Source organism: Pseudoduganella sp. jia 9 (assembly GCF_055502615.1).
On the sequence record NZ_JBUPWE010000016.1, the window covers coordinates 46,623 to 61,948 of the forward strand.

Here is a 15,326-nt window from a genome sequence, read left to right on the forward strand (position 1 = left end):
TGCTGTTCGGAGGCATCGTGACCGAAAAATATTAACGCGTCAACGTTAATGTAGCTTAACAGTATCGGTGTCGCGAGACGATGAGGCCCCGCGACTGTATCAGTAGAAGGTTTATAACTGTATGATTTAAAACGGTTAAAAAACAAGAACTGGCGGAGATGCGATCGATTCTTGCGTTTGCCTGCGCTGCGTAAGTCAAAAATATTTCGTAAATCTGTTGTTAATTTAACCTGTCTCTGTGTATCGTATGCGCTCTTCCAAGGCCGGTGCCGCCCGCGCACCGGGAAAGCGTCCTGGCGCCCCGGCGCATCAAGGTCCAACAACAGAGACACGATGAGACAGACAATGTACGCAATTCCGATTCTCAAGAAGCTGTGCGGTGCCTGCGCCGCACTGGCGTTCCACCTCGCCGCCGTCCAGCCGGCGCACGCACTGGGCAAGCAGGCGATCGTCAGCTTCGACAGCGCACCGGCGGGAAGCGTCGCCCTGGTCGATGCCGGCCGCACCGCAGCCCTCTACGTCGACCCGGCCGACCATGCCGGGGTGCTGCGCGCGGCGCAGGACCTGCAAGGCGACATCGAGAAGGTGGGCGGCGTGCGGCCGGCCCTGAACAGGGCGGTGGCTGCCACCGGCGCCGACGTGGTCATCATCGGCACGCTGGGCCGCAGCGCGCTGATCGATGGCCTGGTGAGCAGGGGCAAGCTCGATGCCTCCGGCATCCGGGGCAAATGGGAGGGCTACCTGATCCAGACCGTGCAACACCCCATGCCGGGCGTCGAGCGCGCGCTGGTGGTGGCCGGCAGCGACAAGCGCGGCGCCATCTACGGCATCTATGAGATCTCCGAGCAGATCGGCGTCTCGCCGTGGCACTTCTGGGCCGACGTGCCCGTCGCCAGGCGCAGCAAGGTCAGCATCGCCGCAGCGCAGCGCATCGAAGACGCGCCGGTGGTCAGGTACCGGGGCATCTTTCTGAACGACGAGGCGCCGGCCCTGACGGGCTGGGTCAAGCAGACCTACGGCGACTACAACAGCCGGTTCTACGCGAAGGTGTTCGAACTGATCCTGCGCCTGCGCGGCAACTACCTGTGGCCGGCCATGTGGAACAACGCCTTCTATGACGACGACAAGGCGAACGGCAAGCTGGCCGACGACTACGGCATCGTCATGGGCACGTCGCACCATGAGCCGATGATGCGCGCGCACCAGGAATGGGGTCGTTACGGCAAGGGGCCATGGGACTATGGCCGCAACGCGAACGAACTGGCGAAGTTCTGGTCCGAAGGTGTCCGCAACACGAAGCAGTTCGAGCAGATCGTCACGCTCGGTATGCGCGGCGATGGCGACGAACCGATGTCGGAAGAGTCGAACGTGTCGCTGCTGGAAAACATCGTCAGGGACCAGCGCCGGATCATCGCCAGGGAGGTCAATCCGGACGTCACGCAGGTGCCGCAGCTGTGGGCGCTGTACAAGGAGGTGCAGGATTACTACGAGAAGGGCATGCGTGTGCCGGACGACGTGACCCTGCTGTGGAGCGACGACAACTGGGGCAATGTGCGCCGCCTGCCGACCAGGGCCGAGCGCAAGCGTCCGGGCGGCGCGGGCATCTATTACCACTTCGACTACGTCGGCGGCCCGCGTTCGTACAAGTGGCTGAACGTGACACCGATCCCGAAGATATGGGAACAGATGCACCTGTCATGGCAGTACGGCGCGGACCGCGTATGGATCGTCAACGTCGGCGACCTGAAGCCGATGGAAGTGCCGATCGAGTTCTTCCTCACGTACGCGTGGAATCCGGCGCGCTGGCCTGCCGCGCGCCTGCCGGAATACCTGACGCTGTGGGCCACGCGCGAGTTCGGCGCGGAACACGCGGCCGACATCGCCGACATCGTGGCGAAATACACGAAGTACAACGGCCGCAGGAAGCCCGAGCAGCTGGCGCCGGACACCTACAGCCTGGTCAACTACAACGAAGCCGAGCGGGTGGTGGCCGAATACAAGGCCATCGCCGCGCGCGCGGAGCGGATCCATGCGAGGCTCCCGGTGGAAAAACGCGACGCCTTCTTCCAGCTGGTGCTGCACCCGGCAAAGGCGGGCGCCATCGTCAACGAGATGATGGTCGCTTCCGCGTTCAACCGCCTGTACGCGGCGCAGGGCCGGGCTTCCGCGAACGACCTGGCCGACCGCGTGCGCGTGCTGTTCCGCATGGATGCCGAGCTGACCTGCCAGTACCACGAGGACCTGTCCGGCGGCAAATGGAATCACATGATGTCGCAGATGCACCTGGGCTACACGTTCTGGAACCAGCCGCCGCGCAACGTGATGCCGCCGGTGACCGAAATCCAGGTAACGAAGGAAGCGGAGATGGGCGTGGCCGCCGAAGGGACGGAGCATGCGTGGCCGCGCTGGGGCGCCTCCGGCCTGACCCTGCCGGCGCTGAATCCTTTCGATCGGCAGCCGCGTTTCCTCGACGTCTTCAATCGCGGCGAGCAGCCGTTCGACTACACGATCACGGCCAGCGAACCGTGGGTCACCATCAGCCATCCGGGCGGCACGGTCAAGCGCGACCAGCGGGTACTCGTCAACGTGCGCTGGGCCGACGTACCGGCCGGCGCGGAATCGGCGACGCTGACGGTGGCCGTGGCCGGAGCGGGCGGCGCGAAGGTGCCGGTCAGGCTGCCGCTGGCGAAGACGCGCACGGCCGGCAATGGCGCCTTCGTCGAGACCAGCGGCGTGGTGTCGATCGAAGCGGCCAGCCATGCGCGGGCGGTGGCACCGGAAGGGCGCCAGTGGCTGCTGGTTCCCGACCATGGCCGGACCGGCTCGGGCATGACGACGCTGCCGGCCGATGCCCCCGCGCTGGCGGCAGGAAAGGGCGGCATGCGCCTCGAATACCGCATGCAGGTCGACACCCCGGGGCGCGTGAAGGTGCAGAGCATCCTTGCGCCGACGCTCAAGTTCCAGCCGGGTCAGGGCTTGCGTTTCGCCGTGTCGATCGACGACGAACCGCCGCAGATCGTCAACGTGCATGCCGACGCGTCCGAGCGTCATTGGGCAAGAATCGTCAGCGACGGCGCGGCGGTCTTCACGACCACGCACACCATCGACAAGCCCGGGCTCAAGACGCTCAAGGTCTGGGCGATCGATCCGGGCCTGGTGCTGCAGAAGTTCGTCGTCGACCTGGGTGGTCTGAAGCCGTCCTACCTGGGACCTCCGGAAAGCCCGCGCGCGCCCTGAGCCGCGCGCCGCAAGCGCCCCTCATCCCCATCACCAACGTTTGAAGGAACACAGCATGGCCAGTCGCAGAGACGCCCTGAAAATGATCGGCGCTGCCGTTGCAGCGAGCACACTTCCTGCCACCGCAGCCGAAGCCGAAACCCTGAAAAGCATCGCCGCGGCAAAAGGCATGCGCTTCGGTAATGCCATGGGCAACCTGGACGACGGCAAGAACGGCGTCCGCTTCAACGACCCCGCCTACCGCGCGCTGATGGCCCGGGAATGCGGCATGCTGGTGGCCGAGAACGAAATGAAGTGGCCACAGCTCCAGCCCGAACCCGGCCCCTACCGGTTCGAGGCGGCCGACCGGATGGTGGCGTGGGCCAGGCAGGAGAACATGCTGGTCCGGGGCCACACGCTGGTCTGGCAGTCGCCGCGCTGGCTGCCGGAGTGGGTCAACCAGCACGACTTCGGCAGCCGGCCCGCGGCGATGGCGGAACGCCTGCTGGACACCCACATCGCATCGGTGTGCGGGCATTTCGGCAAGGCCGTGTTCAGCTACGACGTCGTCAACGAAGCGGTGGAACCGAAAGACGGCAGCCTGATCCAGAACGTGCTGGCCCGCCACCTGGGAACGCTGGACCAGATCGATCTCGCGTTCCGTCTGGCGCGGCGGCATGCGCCGTGGGCCCAGCTGGTCTACAACGACTACATGGGCCCGGGGCAGGGCAGCGCGAAACACCGTGCCGGCGTGCTGAAGTTGCTAGCCGACCTGAAAGCACGGGGCACGCCGATCGACGCGCTGGGCCTGCAAAGCCATATCGGCGATGCGCTGCCGGCCAGCGCGATGGCGTCGAACGGCGAATGGCGCAAGTTCCTCGACGAAGTCACGGCGATGGGCTACGACCTGCTGATCACGGAATTCGACGTCAACGACCGCAAGCTGCCCGCGGCCGCCACCGGGCGGGACGCCGGCGTGGCGGCCATCGCGCGCGATTACCTCGACCTGACGCTCAGCTATCCGCGCTGCCGCGATTTCCTGCTGTGGGGAATGGCCGACCACGTCAACTGGCTGCAGGTGTGGAAGGACGCCAGGCGCCCCGACGGACTGCCGCAACGCCCCACGCCGTACGACGACCGGCTGCAGGCCAAGCCGCTGCGCGAAACGATCGCCCAGGCGCTGCGCCACATGCCGCAGCGGGCCTGAGCGCAAGACAGCGCGCATCGGCAGTGCGCGGGCCGTACCGCATTCCGGACTGCAGCGCCACGCTGCAGTCGTACCGATGGCGCACTCCCGGCCAGCGGCGTTTTCGTGGCAAGCGTTCAATAACAATGGAGACAATATGAGAAATCGTGTTTTGCCGGGAACGTTCACGCCGCTGCTTGCGGCTGCGGTGTTGATGGCGCTGGCGGCTCCCGCCGCGAGGAGCCAGGCGGTCGACGTCGCGCCGGATACCACGCACCAGGTCATCCGCGGATTCGGCGGCCACAATGGCGCCGGCTGGATAGCGGACCTGACGCCGGCACAGGTGGACACTGCATTCGGCACCGGCGACGGACAGCTCGGCCTGTCCATCATGCGCATGAGGATCGATCCCAACCCTGCCGCGTGGCAAAGGCAGGTCGCCACCGCCAGGCTGGCCAAGGCCAAGGGCGTGACGCTGTTCGCCACGCCATGGACGCCACCGGCCCACATGAAGACCAACAACAGCCTGATCTCGGGCAGGCTGCTGCCGGAATACTACGCCGACTACGCCACGCATCTGCTGGGCTTTGCATCGCTCATGCGCGACAACGGCGCTGAGCTCCATGGCATCTCGATCCAGAACGAACCGAACTGGGACGCCACGTACGAAGGCTGCCTGTGGAACGCGACGGAGTTCATTCATTTCCTGACCGCGCAGGGCGCACGGTTCGATACCGTCAAGGTCATGGCCCCGGAAACCCTCAACTTCAGCAAGGCGTTCTCCGATCCGATCCTGAACGATGCCGCAGCCGCGGAGCATCTCGATATCGTTGCCGGCCACCTGTATGGCGCCAGCCCCAGCGACTATCCGCTGGCCCGTGCAAAGGGCAAGGAACTGTGGATGACCGAGCACTATACCGACAGCTCGTCCGATGCCAACGACTGGGCCAAGGCGATGCCGGTCGGCCTGGAGCTGCACAACAGCATGAAGTCGAACTACAACGCCTACGTCTGGTGGTATATCCGCCGCTCGTACGGCTTGATGACGGAGAACGGGTTGGTCAGCAAGCGCGGCTACATCATGTCGCAATACGCCAGGCATGTGCGCCCGGGACTGGTGCGCATCGGCGCCACCGAGAAACCTTACCCGGATGTTTACCTGACGGCCTACAAGGACGACGCGGGCAAGATCGTCCTGGTCGCGGTGAACACCGGTACCGAGGAGCGCCAGCTGGACGTCGATTTCAACACGACGACGGCCACCACGCTCGCCCGGTACACCACCTCGGCGGACGCCAACAACATCGAGGACGGACAATACGAGGTCGTCAACGGCAAGGCCATGGCGTTCATCGCGCCGTCCAGCGTTGCCACCTTCGTCAAGCATGCGGCGGACGTGAACGTCACGCGCAGCCTGCGCATCGTCAGGAGCGGACTGGTGCCCAACCGCTTCACGGGCCTGTTCACGGGAGCGGTCTCCCTCACCAATACTTCCGGCCTGCCGCTGAAGGGCAAGATGCGCCTTGTGCTCGATGACCTGCCGCCAGGGGTCAGCCTGGAGAACGGCGAGCAGGGCGCTTCTTCCACGCCATTCATCACCCTGCCGGATTCGGATCTCGAACCCGGCGAAACGGTCATCGTCGCTACACGGTTCGCGAACCCGGACAGGGTGAATATCCGCTACACCCCGACCGTGCACAACGCCACCTACTAAGGAGACATCACATGACCACGAACTTCAGGACATGGTGGGCAGCTCTCGTGCTGGCAATCGGCTTTAGCGGCGCCTGCGGCACCGCGCTGGCCGGACCGATCTACCATGTGTCGATCGACACCAGTCGATTCCAGGGCAGCGGATATCTCGGCCTCGCCTTCGGCGCACTGTCCGGCGCCGCGCCGGCCACGGCTGTTCTCGGCAATTTCAGCGGGGATCCTGGCGGGGATCCGGTATCGGCCGGCGATGTCAGCGGCGATATCGGATCGTCGCTGGTATTCGGCAACGGATCGAGCGATACGGAGTGGCTGCAGGGAGTGAACTTTGGCGGCGACCTGGCGTTCGACATCAGCTTCGACATGGGCGACGTGGGCGATATCGGTTCCAGCTTTACCGTGTCGCTGATCAACGCCGCCATGGATGACTACGTGGCGGGCACCGTCGGCAACTTCATCGTGTTCGACCTGCTGCCCGGCGCGCCGGACAGCCTGTCGGTGGCCGGCGATTTCGCGCAGGTCAACGCGATACCGGAGCCGGCCGGCCCGCTGCTGTTCATGACGGGCCTGGCAATGCTCATGATCGGCGTCCGGCACGGCCGCCAGGCCCGCGGCTGATGGAAACAGCGTCCGGCAAAAGCGGGCGCGGCGCGAGCGGAACCCGCGCCGTGTTCACGTCACCGGGCGCTTGACAGCCGCCGCTTCAGCGGCCGCCGGCCGCGAACTCGCGCGCCGGCAGGCGCACCTTGACGGTCGCCAGCGGCGCGTCGGCCGCTTCGGCCAGGATCACCGTGTACTCGCCGGCGGCGATCTTCCACTTGCCGCTGGCGCTGTCGAACACGGCCAGCGTGCGCGGATCGATGGCGACACTGCTGCTGCGGCTTTCGCCGGCCCGCAGCGCCAGCTTGTCCCAGCCGCCCAGGCGCTTCGGCGCCTCCCAGCCGGCGCCGGCCTTGCTGACATAGACCTGCGGCACCGCCTTGCCGGCGCGCTTGCCGGTATTGGTCACGCTGAACGACACGCCGATCGCGCCATCCTTTGCCGCCGCCGCCAGGCCGGTGTACTTGAACGCGGTGTACGACAGGCCGTGGCCGAACGCAAACAGCGGCTTGTGGCCTTTCTTGTCGAACCACTTGTAGCCCACCGCCGCGCCTTCGATGTCGTAGTCGGTCGAGAAACGCGTTCCTTCCGGCAGGCCGGTACCGTCCACCACCGGGCGCGGCAACTGCTCGGCCGACATCGGGAAGGTGGCCGGCAGGCGGCCGGACGCATCCACTTCACCGGTCAGCACGCGGGCGATCGCCTCGCCGCCGCGGCTGCCCGGGTACCAGGCCTGCACCACCGCGTCGACATTGTCCAGCCATGGCATGGTCACCGGCGAACCGGTTTGCAGGACCACCACGGTGCGCTTGCCGGCGGCCGCCACGGCGGCGATCACCGCGTCCTGGCCGTTCGGCAGGGACAGGTCGGGCTGGTCGATGCTCTCGGCGGTCCACTGCGTGGCGAAGACCAGGGCCAGGTCGCTGGCCGCCGCCACTTTGGCCGCGGCCGCCGCATCCTTGCCGTCGTGGTAGACGATCTTCGCCTGCAGGCGCTGGGCCAGCGCCTGCATCGGCGAGGAGGGCAGGTAGACGATCGGGCCGGGGAACGTCTTCGGACCTTCGTTCGGCACCGGCGAGCCGCCGATCGGGTACACCTGCGAGGAACCGCCGCCCGACAGCACGCCCACGTCGGCATGGCCGCCGATGATGGCGATGGTGCGCTCCGTGCCGGCCAGCGGCAGTACGCCGTTGCGGTTCTTCAGCAGCACGATGCCTTCCTCGGCGACCTGCTGGGAAACCTGCGCGCTGGCGGCGAAATCGATCTTCTCCGGTTCGACCCGTACCGGGTGCTCCATCGCGCCGTTGGCGTACAGGGCGCGCAGGATGCGCTGCACCATGTCGTCGAGCCGGGCCTGCGGCACGTGGCCGTTCTCCACCGCTTCCTTCAGCGCGCCGTTGAAGTAGGGCGACTGGTCGAACGGCCAGCCGGACTGCTGGTCCAGGCCGGACAGCGCGGCCGGGATCGTCGAATGCACGGCGCCCCAGTCGGACATCACGTAGCCCTTGTAGCCCCAGTCGCGCTTGAGCACCTTGTTGAGCAGGTAGTCGTTCTCGCAGGCATAGGCGCCGTTGACCAGGTTGTAGGCGCACATGACGGAACCCGGGTTGCCACGCTCGATGGCGATCTGGAACGCCAGCAGGTCGGACATGCGGCCGGCCGCGTCGCCGATCTTGACGTTGACCTTGAAGCGGCCGGTTTCCTGGTCGTTGTAGGCGAAGTGCTTGACGGTGGCCACCACGTGGTTGGACTGGATACCGCGGATCTGCTCGCCGCCGATGATGCCGCTCAGCAGGGGGTCTTCGCCCGCATACTCGAAATTGCGGCCGTTGCGCGGCTCTCGCTGCAGGTTGATGCCGCCGGCCAGCATTACGTTATGGCCGGACAGGCGCGCTTCCTTGCCGATCATGGCGCCGCCGGCGTAGCTGAGTGCCGGATTCCAGCTGGCCGCCGTGGCGATGCCGGCCGGCAGGGCGGTGCGCTGGCGCGGCGACGGATTCGGTTGCGACGCCACGCCGGTCCCGGCATCGGTCAGCTGCTGATGCGGAATGCCCAGGCGCTCCACGCCGGGGATGAAGCCGGCGGTGAACGGCACCCCTTCCTTGGGCTTCGCGGTGCCTTTGAAGTCGGTGGAGAAATAGCCGAACACGGTCTGGATTTTTTCATCCAGCGTCATCGCGGCGACGGCAGCGCGGGCGCGCGCGTCCGGATCATCCTTGCCGGGGGCAGTGTCGGCCGCCATCGCCTGCACAGCGGACGCGATAAGGGTCATTGCAAAGGCGCCTTGCCTAAAAGTCCTGCTGATCTGTCTCATCCATTTCTCTCTGTTAATTATTCAAGCCGGCCTGGCCGGACTGCCTGCAAGCGCGCGCGCACGTTCCTGCTCGAATACGCAAAAAAGCACGTCAATAGCGCACGTGAAATCGATTTCAGCGCATCTTCCTGACCGCCAGGCGGAAAGTCAAGTGTCCCGTAGCAGGCAACCTGATATTTTTGAAAAATTCGTATTTTTACTACGTTTAGTGATTTCCACTAAACAAATCTGTTGACGGAACTTCATGGTAGCCGGTAACTTTCGCCTCCTGAATTCGTTTTCATAATTGGGTTGGTGAAAATCCCACCGTACTGACCCAATGCATCTCGACACCCGAACTTGCCTTCGGGTTTTATTTGTCGAGTTGTGAAAACGATTTCAACGACCTGCGGCGCGCGGCCCGTTCGCGACGCCAACAAGAGCAGGCATCGACCCAACCAAAGTTTGATCTGCATCGGAGACAGAATGAAGCACTGCAAGAAGACGGCGATCGCTATCGCCGTGTCCCATATCGCCCTCCTGTCGGGCGGCGCCGCCCTGGCGCAATCGACCGAGGCTGCGGCGCCCGCCGCGAATGCCAGTGTCGTGGTGGTGTCGGGCCAGCGCGCCGCGCTGCAGTCGGCCCAGAAAATCAAGCAGGATGCCGACGAAGTCGTCGACTCGATCAATGCCGAAGACATCGGCAAGCTGCCGGACCGCTCGGTAACGGAGGTGCTGCAGCGCGTCGTCGGCGTGACGATCGACCGCAGCATGGCCGGCGACCCGCAGCACTACGCGGTGGAAGGGTCGGGCGTGGCGATCCGCGGCCTGAACTACGTGCGCTCCGAACTGAACGGCCGCGACTCGTTCTCCGCCAACGGCGCCCGTTCGCTCAGCTTCGAGGACGTGCCGCCCGAACTGATGGCCGGCGTCGACGTGTACAAGAATCCGTCCGCCGAACAGATCGAAGGCGCGATCAGTGGCCTGGTCAACCTGCGCACGGCGATGCCGTTCGACTTCAAGGGCTTCAAGGGATCGGTCTCGGGGCAGATGTCGTACTCGACGCTGCGCGAGGGCAAGCCGACGCCATCGACGTCGCTGCTGCTGTCGGACCGCTGGAAGACCCGCTTCGGCGAGTTCGGCCTGCTGGTCGATGTCGCCAGGTCGCAGAGCGACACCCGCACCGACAATTTCCAGATCGAGCCGTACTACCGGCGCGACGACCTGGTGCCCGGCCGCACCGTGTGGGTGCCGACCGGCGTTACGTGGCGCACCATGGAGTTCGAGCGCGAGCGCAAGGGCCAGTACGCCGCGGCCCAGTGGCGGCCGAACCGCGACCTGTCCACCTCGCTGACGTACTTCAAGTCCAGCTACGAGAACAGCTGGAGCGAGCAGGCGATGCTGATGAAGCACACCACGCCGTACGCGATCCAGGTGGCCGACGGCGTCTACGATGCGAATGGCGCGCTGCTGTCCGGCACGCTGTCGGACCCGGAACACGGCGGCATCAACCTGAATCCGGATCGCCGCGTGTCCAGCCGCAATTCGTCGACCACCGATATCGCCTGGAACGTGCAGTGGCGCGTCAACCCGGACTGGACCATCCGCAACGACCTGCAGCGTATCCGCGCCAGGACCGGTTCGCTCGACTCCGACGTCGCCACCGGCATGCTGCTGCAGAAGCAGGGCGTCGACCTGACGACCAAGCTGCCAACGCTGGTGTTCGACGACGCCGACCGCGCCGCCATCGCGGACCCGAACAATTACTACTGGGCCTACACGATGGAGCACCTGGACCGCTCGACGGCCAGCAACGACGTGTGGAAGACGGACGTGCAGTACAACTTCGACCACAAGGTGCTGCGCGACGTGCGCTTCGGCGTGCGCTTCACCGACCGCAGGTCGACGACACAGAATTCCAACCCCAGCTACAACTGGCAGGCCATCACGCAGCCCTACATGCTGGGCTGGAACATCCCCACGCTGGCCTACCTGGGCGACCCGCGCTTCAATAACGAAGTGCGCGTGCACCCGTTCGACAATTTCTTCAACGGCGATGCTTCGGTGCCGGCGGCGGTCTTCCCGAGCGACAGCCTGGCGCGCGGCTATCCCGACAGCTACGCCACGCTGCACAGCTACCACACCATCCTGTGCGAGCAGCAGGCCGCGGCGCAGGGCTGGGGCACCTGCGAGCCGTGGAAGCGTGCCACCTTCGGCACCGATCCGGCCGAAATCAACGACGTCGCCGAGAAGACCAAGGCGTTCTACACCCAGCTGCGCTTCGGCTTCGACGACCTGAAGTATCCGGTCGACGGCAATATCGGCGTGCGCTACGTGAAGACCGACATGCGCGCGGCCGGCTACACCGTGTTCACGCCAAGCGTGGTGTCGATTCCGCCGGGCGCCGCCGTGACCGGCGTGCCGGTCCCGGACATCAAGGCGTTCGCGCAGCAGGCCGATTTCGAACATTCGTACAGCAACGTGCTGCCGAGCCTGAACCTGCGCCTGAAGGGTACGGGCGGCTGGCAGTTCCGCCTGGCGCTGGCGAAAGCGATGTCGCGACCGGATTTCGGCCGGCTGCAGGCCTATAACCGGCTGTCGCAGCAGGTCAACAGCAGCGTCAATCCCGCCACCGGCGCCGTCAATATCGACAGCGTCAGCCTGAGCGGCGAAGCCTCCGGCAACCCGATGCTGAAACCGACCATGTCGACCCAGCTGGACGTGACCGCCGAGTGGTATTTCGCGCCGGGCGGCTCCTTCACGGTGGCGCTGTTCAACAAGCGCCTGAAGGACATCGTCGTCGACCAGATGGTCAGCGTCGAACTGCCGGATTCGGCGGGCGCGCTGCACAGCTTCGCCACCACGTCGCCGGTGAACGGCGCGAAAGGGCATGCGCGCGGCTTTGAACTGGCCTACCAGCAGTACTACGACAATGTGCCGGACTGGCTGAAGGGCATCGGCGTGCAGGCCAGCTTCACCTTCGTCGACAGCGCGCGCGACCTGTACAACCCGGTGTATTCCGAGTACTGCAGCGGCAGCGCCGACGGTGCCGCCAACCTGAACCTGAACATCAACGGCTGCGATACCGATGGCCGCGTGTTCGGCAACCTGCCGCTGCAGGGCCTGTCGCGCCAGAGCGCCAACCTGTCGCTGATGTACGACCGCGGCCCGGTCTCGGCGCGCGTGGCCTACAACTGGCGCTCGCGCAACCTGCAGTCGGTCAATGCCTGGGGCGCACGCGGCACCGACGGCAAGGACACCAATCCGGCCAGCCCGACCTACGGCGCCGAGAACCTGGCCTGGGGCCTGCCGCTGTGGGCCGAGGCGTATGGCCAGATCGACGCCTCGATCTTCTACAAGCTGACGGAAAAGCTGTCGATCGGCCTGGAGGCGCAGAACCTGACCGACGTGAAGTTCCGCCAGACGATGGACCAACACATCGGCAACATGAACCACACCTGGTTCAAGACGGGGCCGCGCTACACGGCGCAGCTGCGTTACGACTTCTGAGCCAGGGTGTTGCACGACAGGCCGGCCGCCCGGCCGGCCTGAATGGAGACGCAGTACCTTATTAGAAGAGGACACCATGAGGATTATCCCGATGCACACCATGCTGCGCCCGGCACTGGCCGCGCTGGTACTGCTTGCCAGCGGTGCCGCCAGCGCGGCGCCGACCTGCGCCGCAACCTATGCCACGCGCGACGACTGGGCCAATGGCTTCGTCGTCGACATCGTCGTCGCCAACACCGGCAGGACGACCGTCAGCGGCTGGAACGTCAGCTGGGACTACGGCAGCCCGGTCGGGCTGGCCAACGCGCCGTGGGGCGCCCAGGTCGCCGTCAGCGGTGGCCGGGTGACCGGTACCGGTAACGGCAGCCAGGCGACGATTGCGCCGGGCGCCAGCGTGAGCTTCGGCATGCCGCTGTCGTATTCCGGGGCCCGCCCGGTGCCGGGGAAAATCACGGTAGCGGGCGTCAATTGCGTGGTCCAGGCGCCCAACCCGAACCTGTACAGCGACCCGCAGTCGGCCGCGGCGCGCTGGGTGCGCGACAATCCGGGCGATGGCCGCGCCGCCGAGATCGGCCCGCGCATCGCCAGCCAGCCGGCCGCGCGGTGGTTCGGCGGCTGGAGCGGCGACATCGGCAGCGCGGTGGGCGGCTACGTCGCCGCGGCGGCGGCGGCGGGGCGCGTGCCGGTGCTGGTCGCCTACAACATCCCGGCACGCGATTGCGGCCAGCACAGCGCCGGCGGCGCCGGATCGGCGGCCGCCTACCGGGACTGGATCGGCGCGTTCGCCAATGCGATCGGCACGCGCGAGGCGGTGGTGGTACTGGAACCGGATGCGCTGCCGCAGCTCGACTGCCTGGATGCCGCGGGCAAGGCCACGCGCCTGCAACTGTTGCGCCATGCCGTGGCGCAGTTCAACGAGCGGGCGCCACGTGCGTCGCTGTACATCGACATCGGCAACAGCGACTGGCTGGAGCCGGCCGAGGCGGCCGCCCGTCTGGCCGATGCGGGCATCGCCAGCGCCGAGGGTTTCGCGCTGAACGTGTCGAACTACCGTACCGACGGCGAAAGCAATCCATACGGGATCGCCGTGAGCAGCGCGCTGCAGCAGCGCACCGGCTGGGGCAAGCCGTTCGTCGTCGATACCAGCCGCAACGGCGCGGGGCCGGACGGCAAGGAATGGTGCGATCCGGCCGGCCGCAAGATCGGCGTGCCGCCGCGCGTGAACGCGGTGGGCAGCCAGCCGGCCATGACGCTGTGGGTCAAGGCCCCCGGTGAAGCGGACGGTTGCGCGGCAGCGGCCGGCACCTTCCTTCCCGAGATGGCCTACAAGATGATTCACGGGTACTGATCCGGCGTCGTGAGCCCGTGGCGGCGCCATGCCTGGTGCATGCGCCGCCGCGCCGCGATTTCCCCCGCAAGGGGTTTCCTTCCATATCAAGGCCGGGTGCGTCCCGGCCTGCCTGACGAGCTGATGACCATGCCGCTGCACACGATCGACCCATCCGCCCCGAACGACCACCTCGCCGCTTTTGCCGGCGGTCCGCGCCTGCTGGCGGACATCGGCGGCACCAATGCCCGCTTCGCGCTGGAACTGGCGCCGGGAGCGGCAAGCCATGTGCACGTCCTGCCATGCCGGGCGTACCCGACGCTGGCGGCGGCGCTGCGCGCCTACCTGGCACACGCCGATGTGGCCGCCGCCGCGCCGGCGGTGCGGCATGGCGCGATCGCCATTGCCAACCCGGTCTCCGGCGATTTCGTGCGGATGACGAATCATCACTGGCAGTTTTCCATCGCGCAACTGCGCGACGAATGCGGCTTCGAGGTGCTGGTGGTGGTCAACGATTTCACTGCCCTGGCACGCGCGCTGCCCTTTCTGGGCGAGCGCAAGCGGCAGCTCGGCGGCCGCCTCGCCGTGGCGGATTCCCCGCTGGGCGTGATCGGCGCCGGTACCGGCCTGGGGGTGTCGGGCCTGATTCCCACGGCCGCCGGCTGGACGGCGCTGCAATCCGAAGGCGGCCACGTGAGCTTCTCGCCCGTCAACGAAACGGAGGTCGAGATCTTTCGCTTCGCCAGGCGCGAATACGGCCACGTGTCGGCCGAAAGGCTGATTTCCGGTACCGGCATCGAGCTGGTCTACCGCGCCCTGGCGGACCTGCGCGGGGTGCCCGCCGAAGCGCTGTCCGCCGCCGAGGTGACGGAGCGCGCGCTGCGCGGCACCTGCCTGCTGTGCGACGAGACCATCGAAGCGTTCTGCGGCATGCTCGGCACGGTGGCCGGCAACCTGGCCGTCACGCTGGGGGCGCGCGGCGGTATCTATATCGGCGGCGGCATCGTGCCGAAGCTGGGGGAACGCTTCGACCGCTCGTCGTTCCGCGCGCGCTTTGAAAAGAAGGGCCGTTTCGACGGCTACCTCGGCGCGATCCCCACGTATGTGATCACGGCCGACTATCCGGCGTTCATCGGCGTGTCCGCAATCCTCGCGGAGCGCCTCGCCGGACGGTAGGCCCGGCGGTCCGGCGGGGCGGCGTTGCTTTTCCCCGACAATTCCACGGAGCGTGCCTCGTGCCGATCCGGTCGCGCAACCGCGCTGCCACTCTGCGAAGACCCGGCTGATACCGATTGTGGTATCGATTCCAACATAAAAGTGATTGATTAACCGGTAGTCGCTGTCGTACATTGGTTTCGCACTTCCGCGCCCGCATGGCGCTGGAAGGGCGCCCAACGCGCCGCAGAGCGCTGTCCACCAGAATTCACATGTCATCGGGTACCGGCCCACCAGCCAGAGGGTACCGCCATGCACTATCCCACGAC

General features: G+C 66.3%; 8 protein-coding genes. 7 read left to right on the forward strand and 1 reads right to left on the reverse strand.

Going from position 1 to position 15,326, the window contains the following annotated elements; all coding sequences use genetic code 11:
- Nucleotides 1-345 precede the first annotated feature (345 nt).
- The 4 genes from ACY34H_RS21595 (at nucleotide 346) to ACY34H_RS21610 (ending at nucleotide 6,730) form a co-directional block, all read left to right on the forward strand.
- Nucleotides 346-3,237 (forward strand): glycosyl hydrolase 115 family protein, encoded by a 2,892-nt coding sequence (locus ACY34H_RS21595; RefSeq protein ID WP_464979521.1) that lies wholly within the window; start codon nucleotides 346-348, stop codon nucleotides 3,235-3,237.
- A gap of 55 nt (nucleotides 3,238-3,292) precedes the next feature.
- Nucleotides 3,293-4,423, forward strand: coding sequence for an endo-1,4-beta-xylanase (locus ACY34H_RS21600; RefSeq protein WP_464979522.1), 1,131 nt, complete (start codon nucleotides 3,293-3,295; stop codon nucleotides 4,421-4,423).
- A 136-nt stretch (nucleotides 4,424-4,559) separates the two neighbouring features.
- Nucleotides 4,560-6,116: a glycoside hydrolase family 30 beta sandwich domain-containing protein gene (locus tag ACY34H_RS21605; protein WP_464979523.1), complete on the forward strand. Its 1,557-nt coding sequence runs from the start codon at nucleotides 4,560-4,562 to the stop codon at nucleotides 6,114-6,116.
- 11 nt (nucleotides 6,117-6,127) lie between these two features.
- Nucleotides 6,128-6,730: an NF038129 family PEP-CTERM protein gene (locus ACY34H_RS21610; protein WP_464979524.1), complete on the forward strand. Its 603-nt coding sequence runs from the start codon at nucleotides 6,128-6,130 to the stop codon at nucleotides 6,728-6,730.
- 85 nt (nucleotides 6,731-6,815) lie between these two features.
- On the opposite strand, the gene ACY34H_RS21615 is transcribed toward ACY34H_RS21610, so the two are convergent.
- Nucleotides 6,816-8,984 carry a beta-glucosidase gene (locus ACY34H_RS21615; protein WP_464979525.1) on the reverse strand — a complete coding sequence of 723 codons (2,169 nt, stop codon included), beginning with the start codon at nucleotides 8,982-8,984 and terminating at the stop codon, nucleotides 6,816-6,818.
- Between the two features lie 507 nt (nucleotides 8,985-9,491).
- Between ACY34H_RS21615 and ACY34H_RS21620 the strand changes: the two genes are divergently transcribed.
- The 3 genes from ACY34H_RS21620 to ACY34H_RS21630 all read left to right on the forward strand — a co-directional run bounded on the left by ACY34H_RS21620 (nucleotide 9,492) and on the right by ACY34H_RS21630 (nucleotide 15,018).
- Nucleotides 9,492-12,515, forward strand: coding sequence for a TonB-dependent receptor (locus tag ACY34H_RS21620; protein ID WP_464979526.1), 3,024 nt, complete (start codon nucleotides 9,492-9,494; stop codon nucleotides 12,513-12,515).
- A gap of 76 nt (nucleotides 12,516-12,591) precedes the next feature.
- Nucleotides 12,592-13,863, forward strand: coding sequence for a glycoside hydrolase family 6 protein (locus ACY34H_RS21625; RefSeq protein ID WP_464979527.1), 1,272 nt, complete (start codon nucleotides 12,592-12,594; stop codon nucleotides 13,861-13,863).
- Between the two features lie 123 nt (nucleotides 13,864-13,986).
- Nucleotides 13,987-15,018: a glucokinase gene (locus tag ACY34H_RS21630; protein WP_464979528.1), complete on the forward strand. Its 1,032-nt coding sequence runs from the start codon at nucleotides 13,987-13,989 to the stop codon at nucleotides 15,016-15,018.
- Nucleotides 15,019-15,326: the final 308 nt, after the last annotated feature.

Excerpts from the sequence above, each read along its gene's own strand:
- ACY34H_RS21595 (WP_464979521.1), top strand. The coding sequence starts at position 346 with ATGTACGCAATTCCGATTCTCAAGAAGCTGTGCGGTGCCTGCGCCGCA.
- ACY34H_RS21630 (WP_464979528.1), top strand. The coding sequence starts at position 13,987 with ATGACCATGCCGCTGCACACGATCGACCCATCCGCCCCGAACGACCAC.
- ACY34H_RS21615 (WP_464979525.1), bottom strand. The coding sequence starts at position 8,984 with ATGACCCTTATCGCGTCCGCTGTGCAGGCGATGGCGGCCGACACTGCC.
- ACY34H_RS21600 (WP_464979522.1), top strand. The coding sequence starts at position 3,293 with ATGGCCAGTCGCAGAGACGCCCTGAAAATGATCGGCGCTGCCGTTGCA.
- ACY34H_RS21605 (WP_464979523.1), top strand. The coding sequence starts at position 4,560 with ATGAGAAATCGTGTTTTGCCGGGAACGTTCACGCCGCTGCTTGCGGCT.
- ACY34H_RS21620 (WP_464979526.1), top strand. The coding sequence starts at position 9,492 with ATGAAGCACTGCAAGAAGACGGCGATCGCTATCGCCGTGTCCCATATC.
- ACY34H_RS21625 (WP_464979527.1), top strand. The coding sequence starts at position 12,592 with ATGAGGATTATCCCGATGCACACCATGCTGCGCCCGGCACTGGCCGCG.
- ACY34H_RS21610 (WP_464979524.1), top strand. The coding sequence starts at position 6,128 with ATGACCACGAACTTCAGGACATGGTGGGCAGCTCTCGTGCTGGCAATC.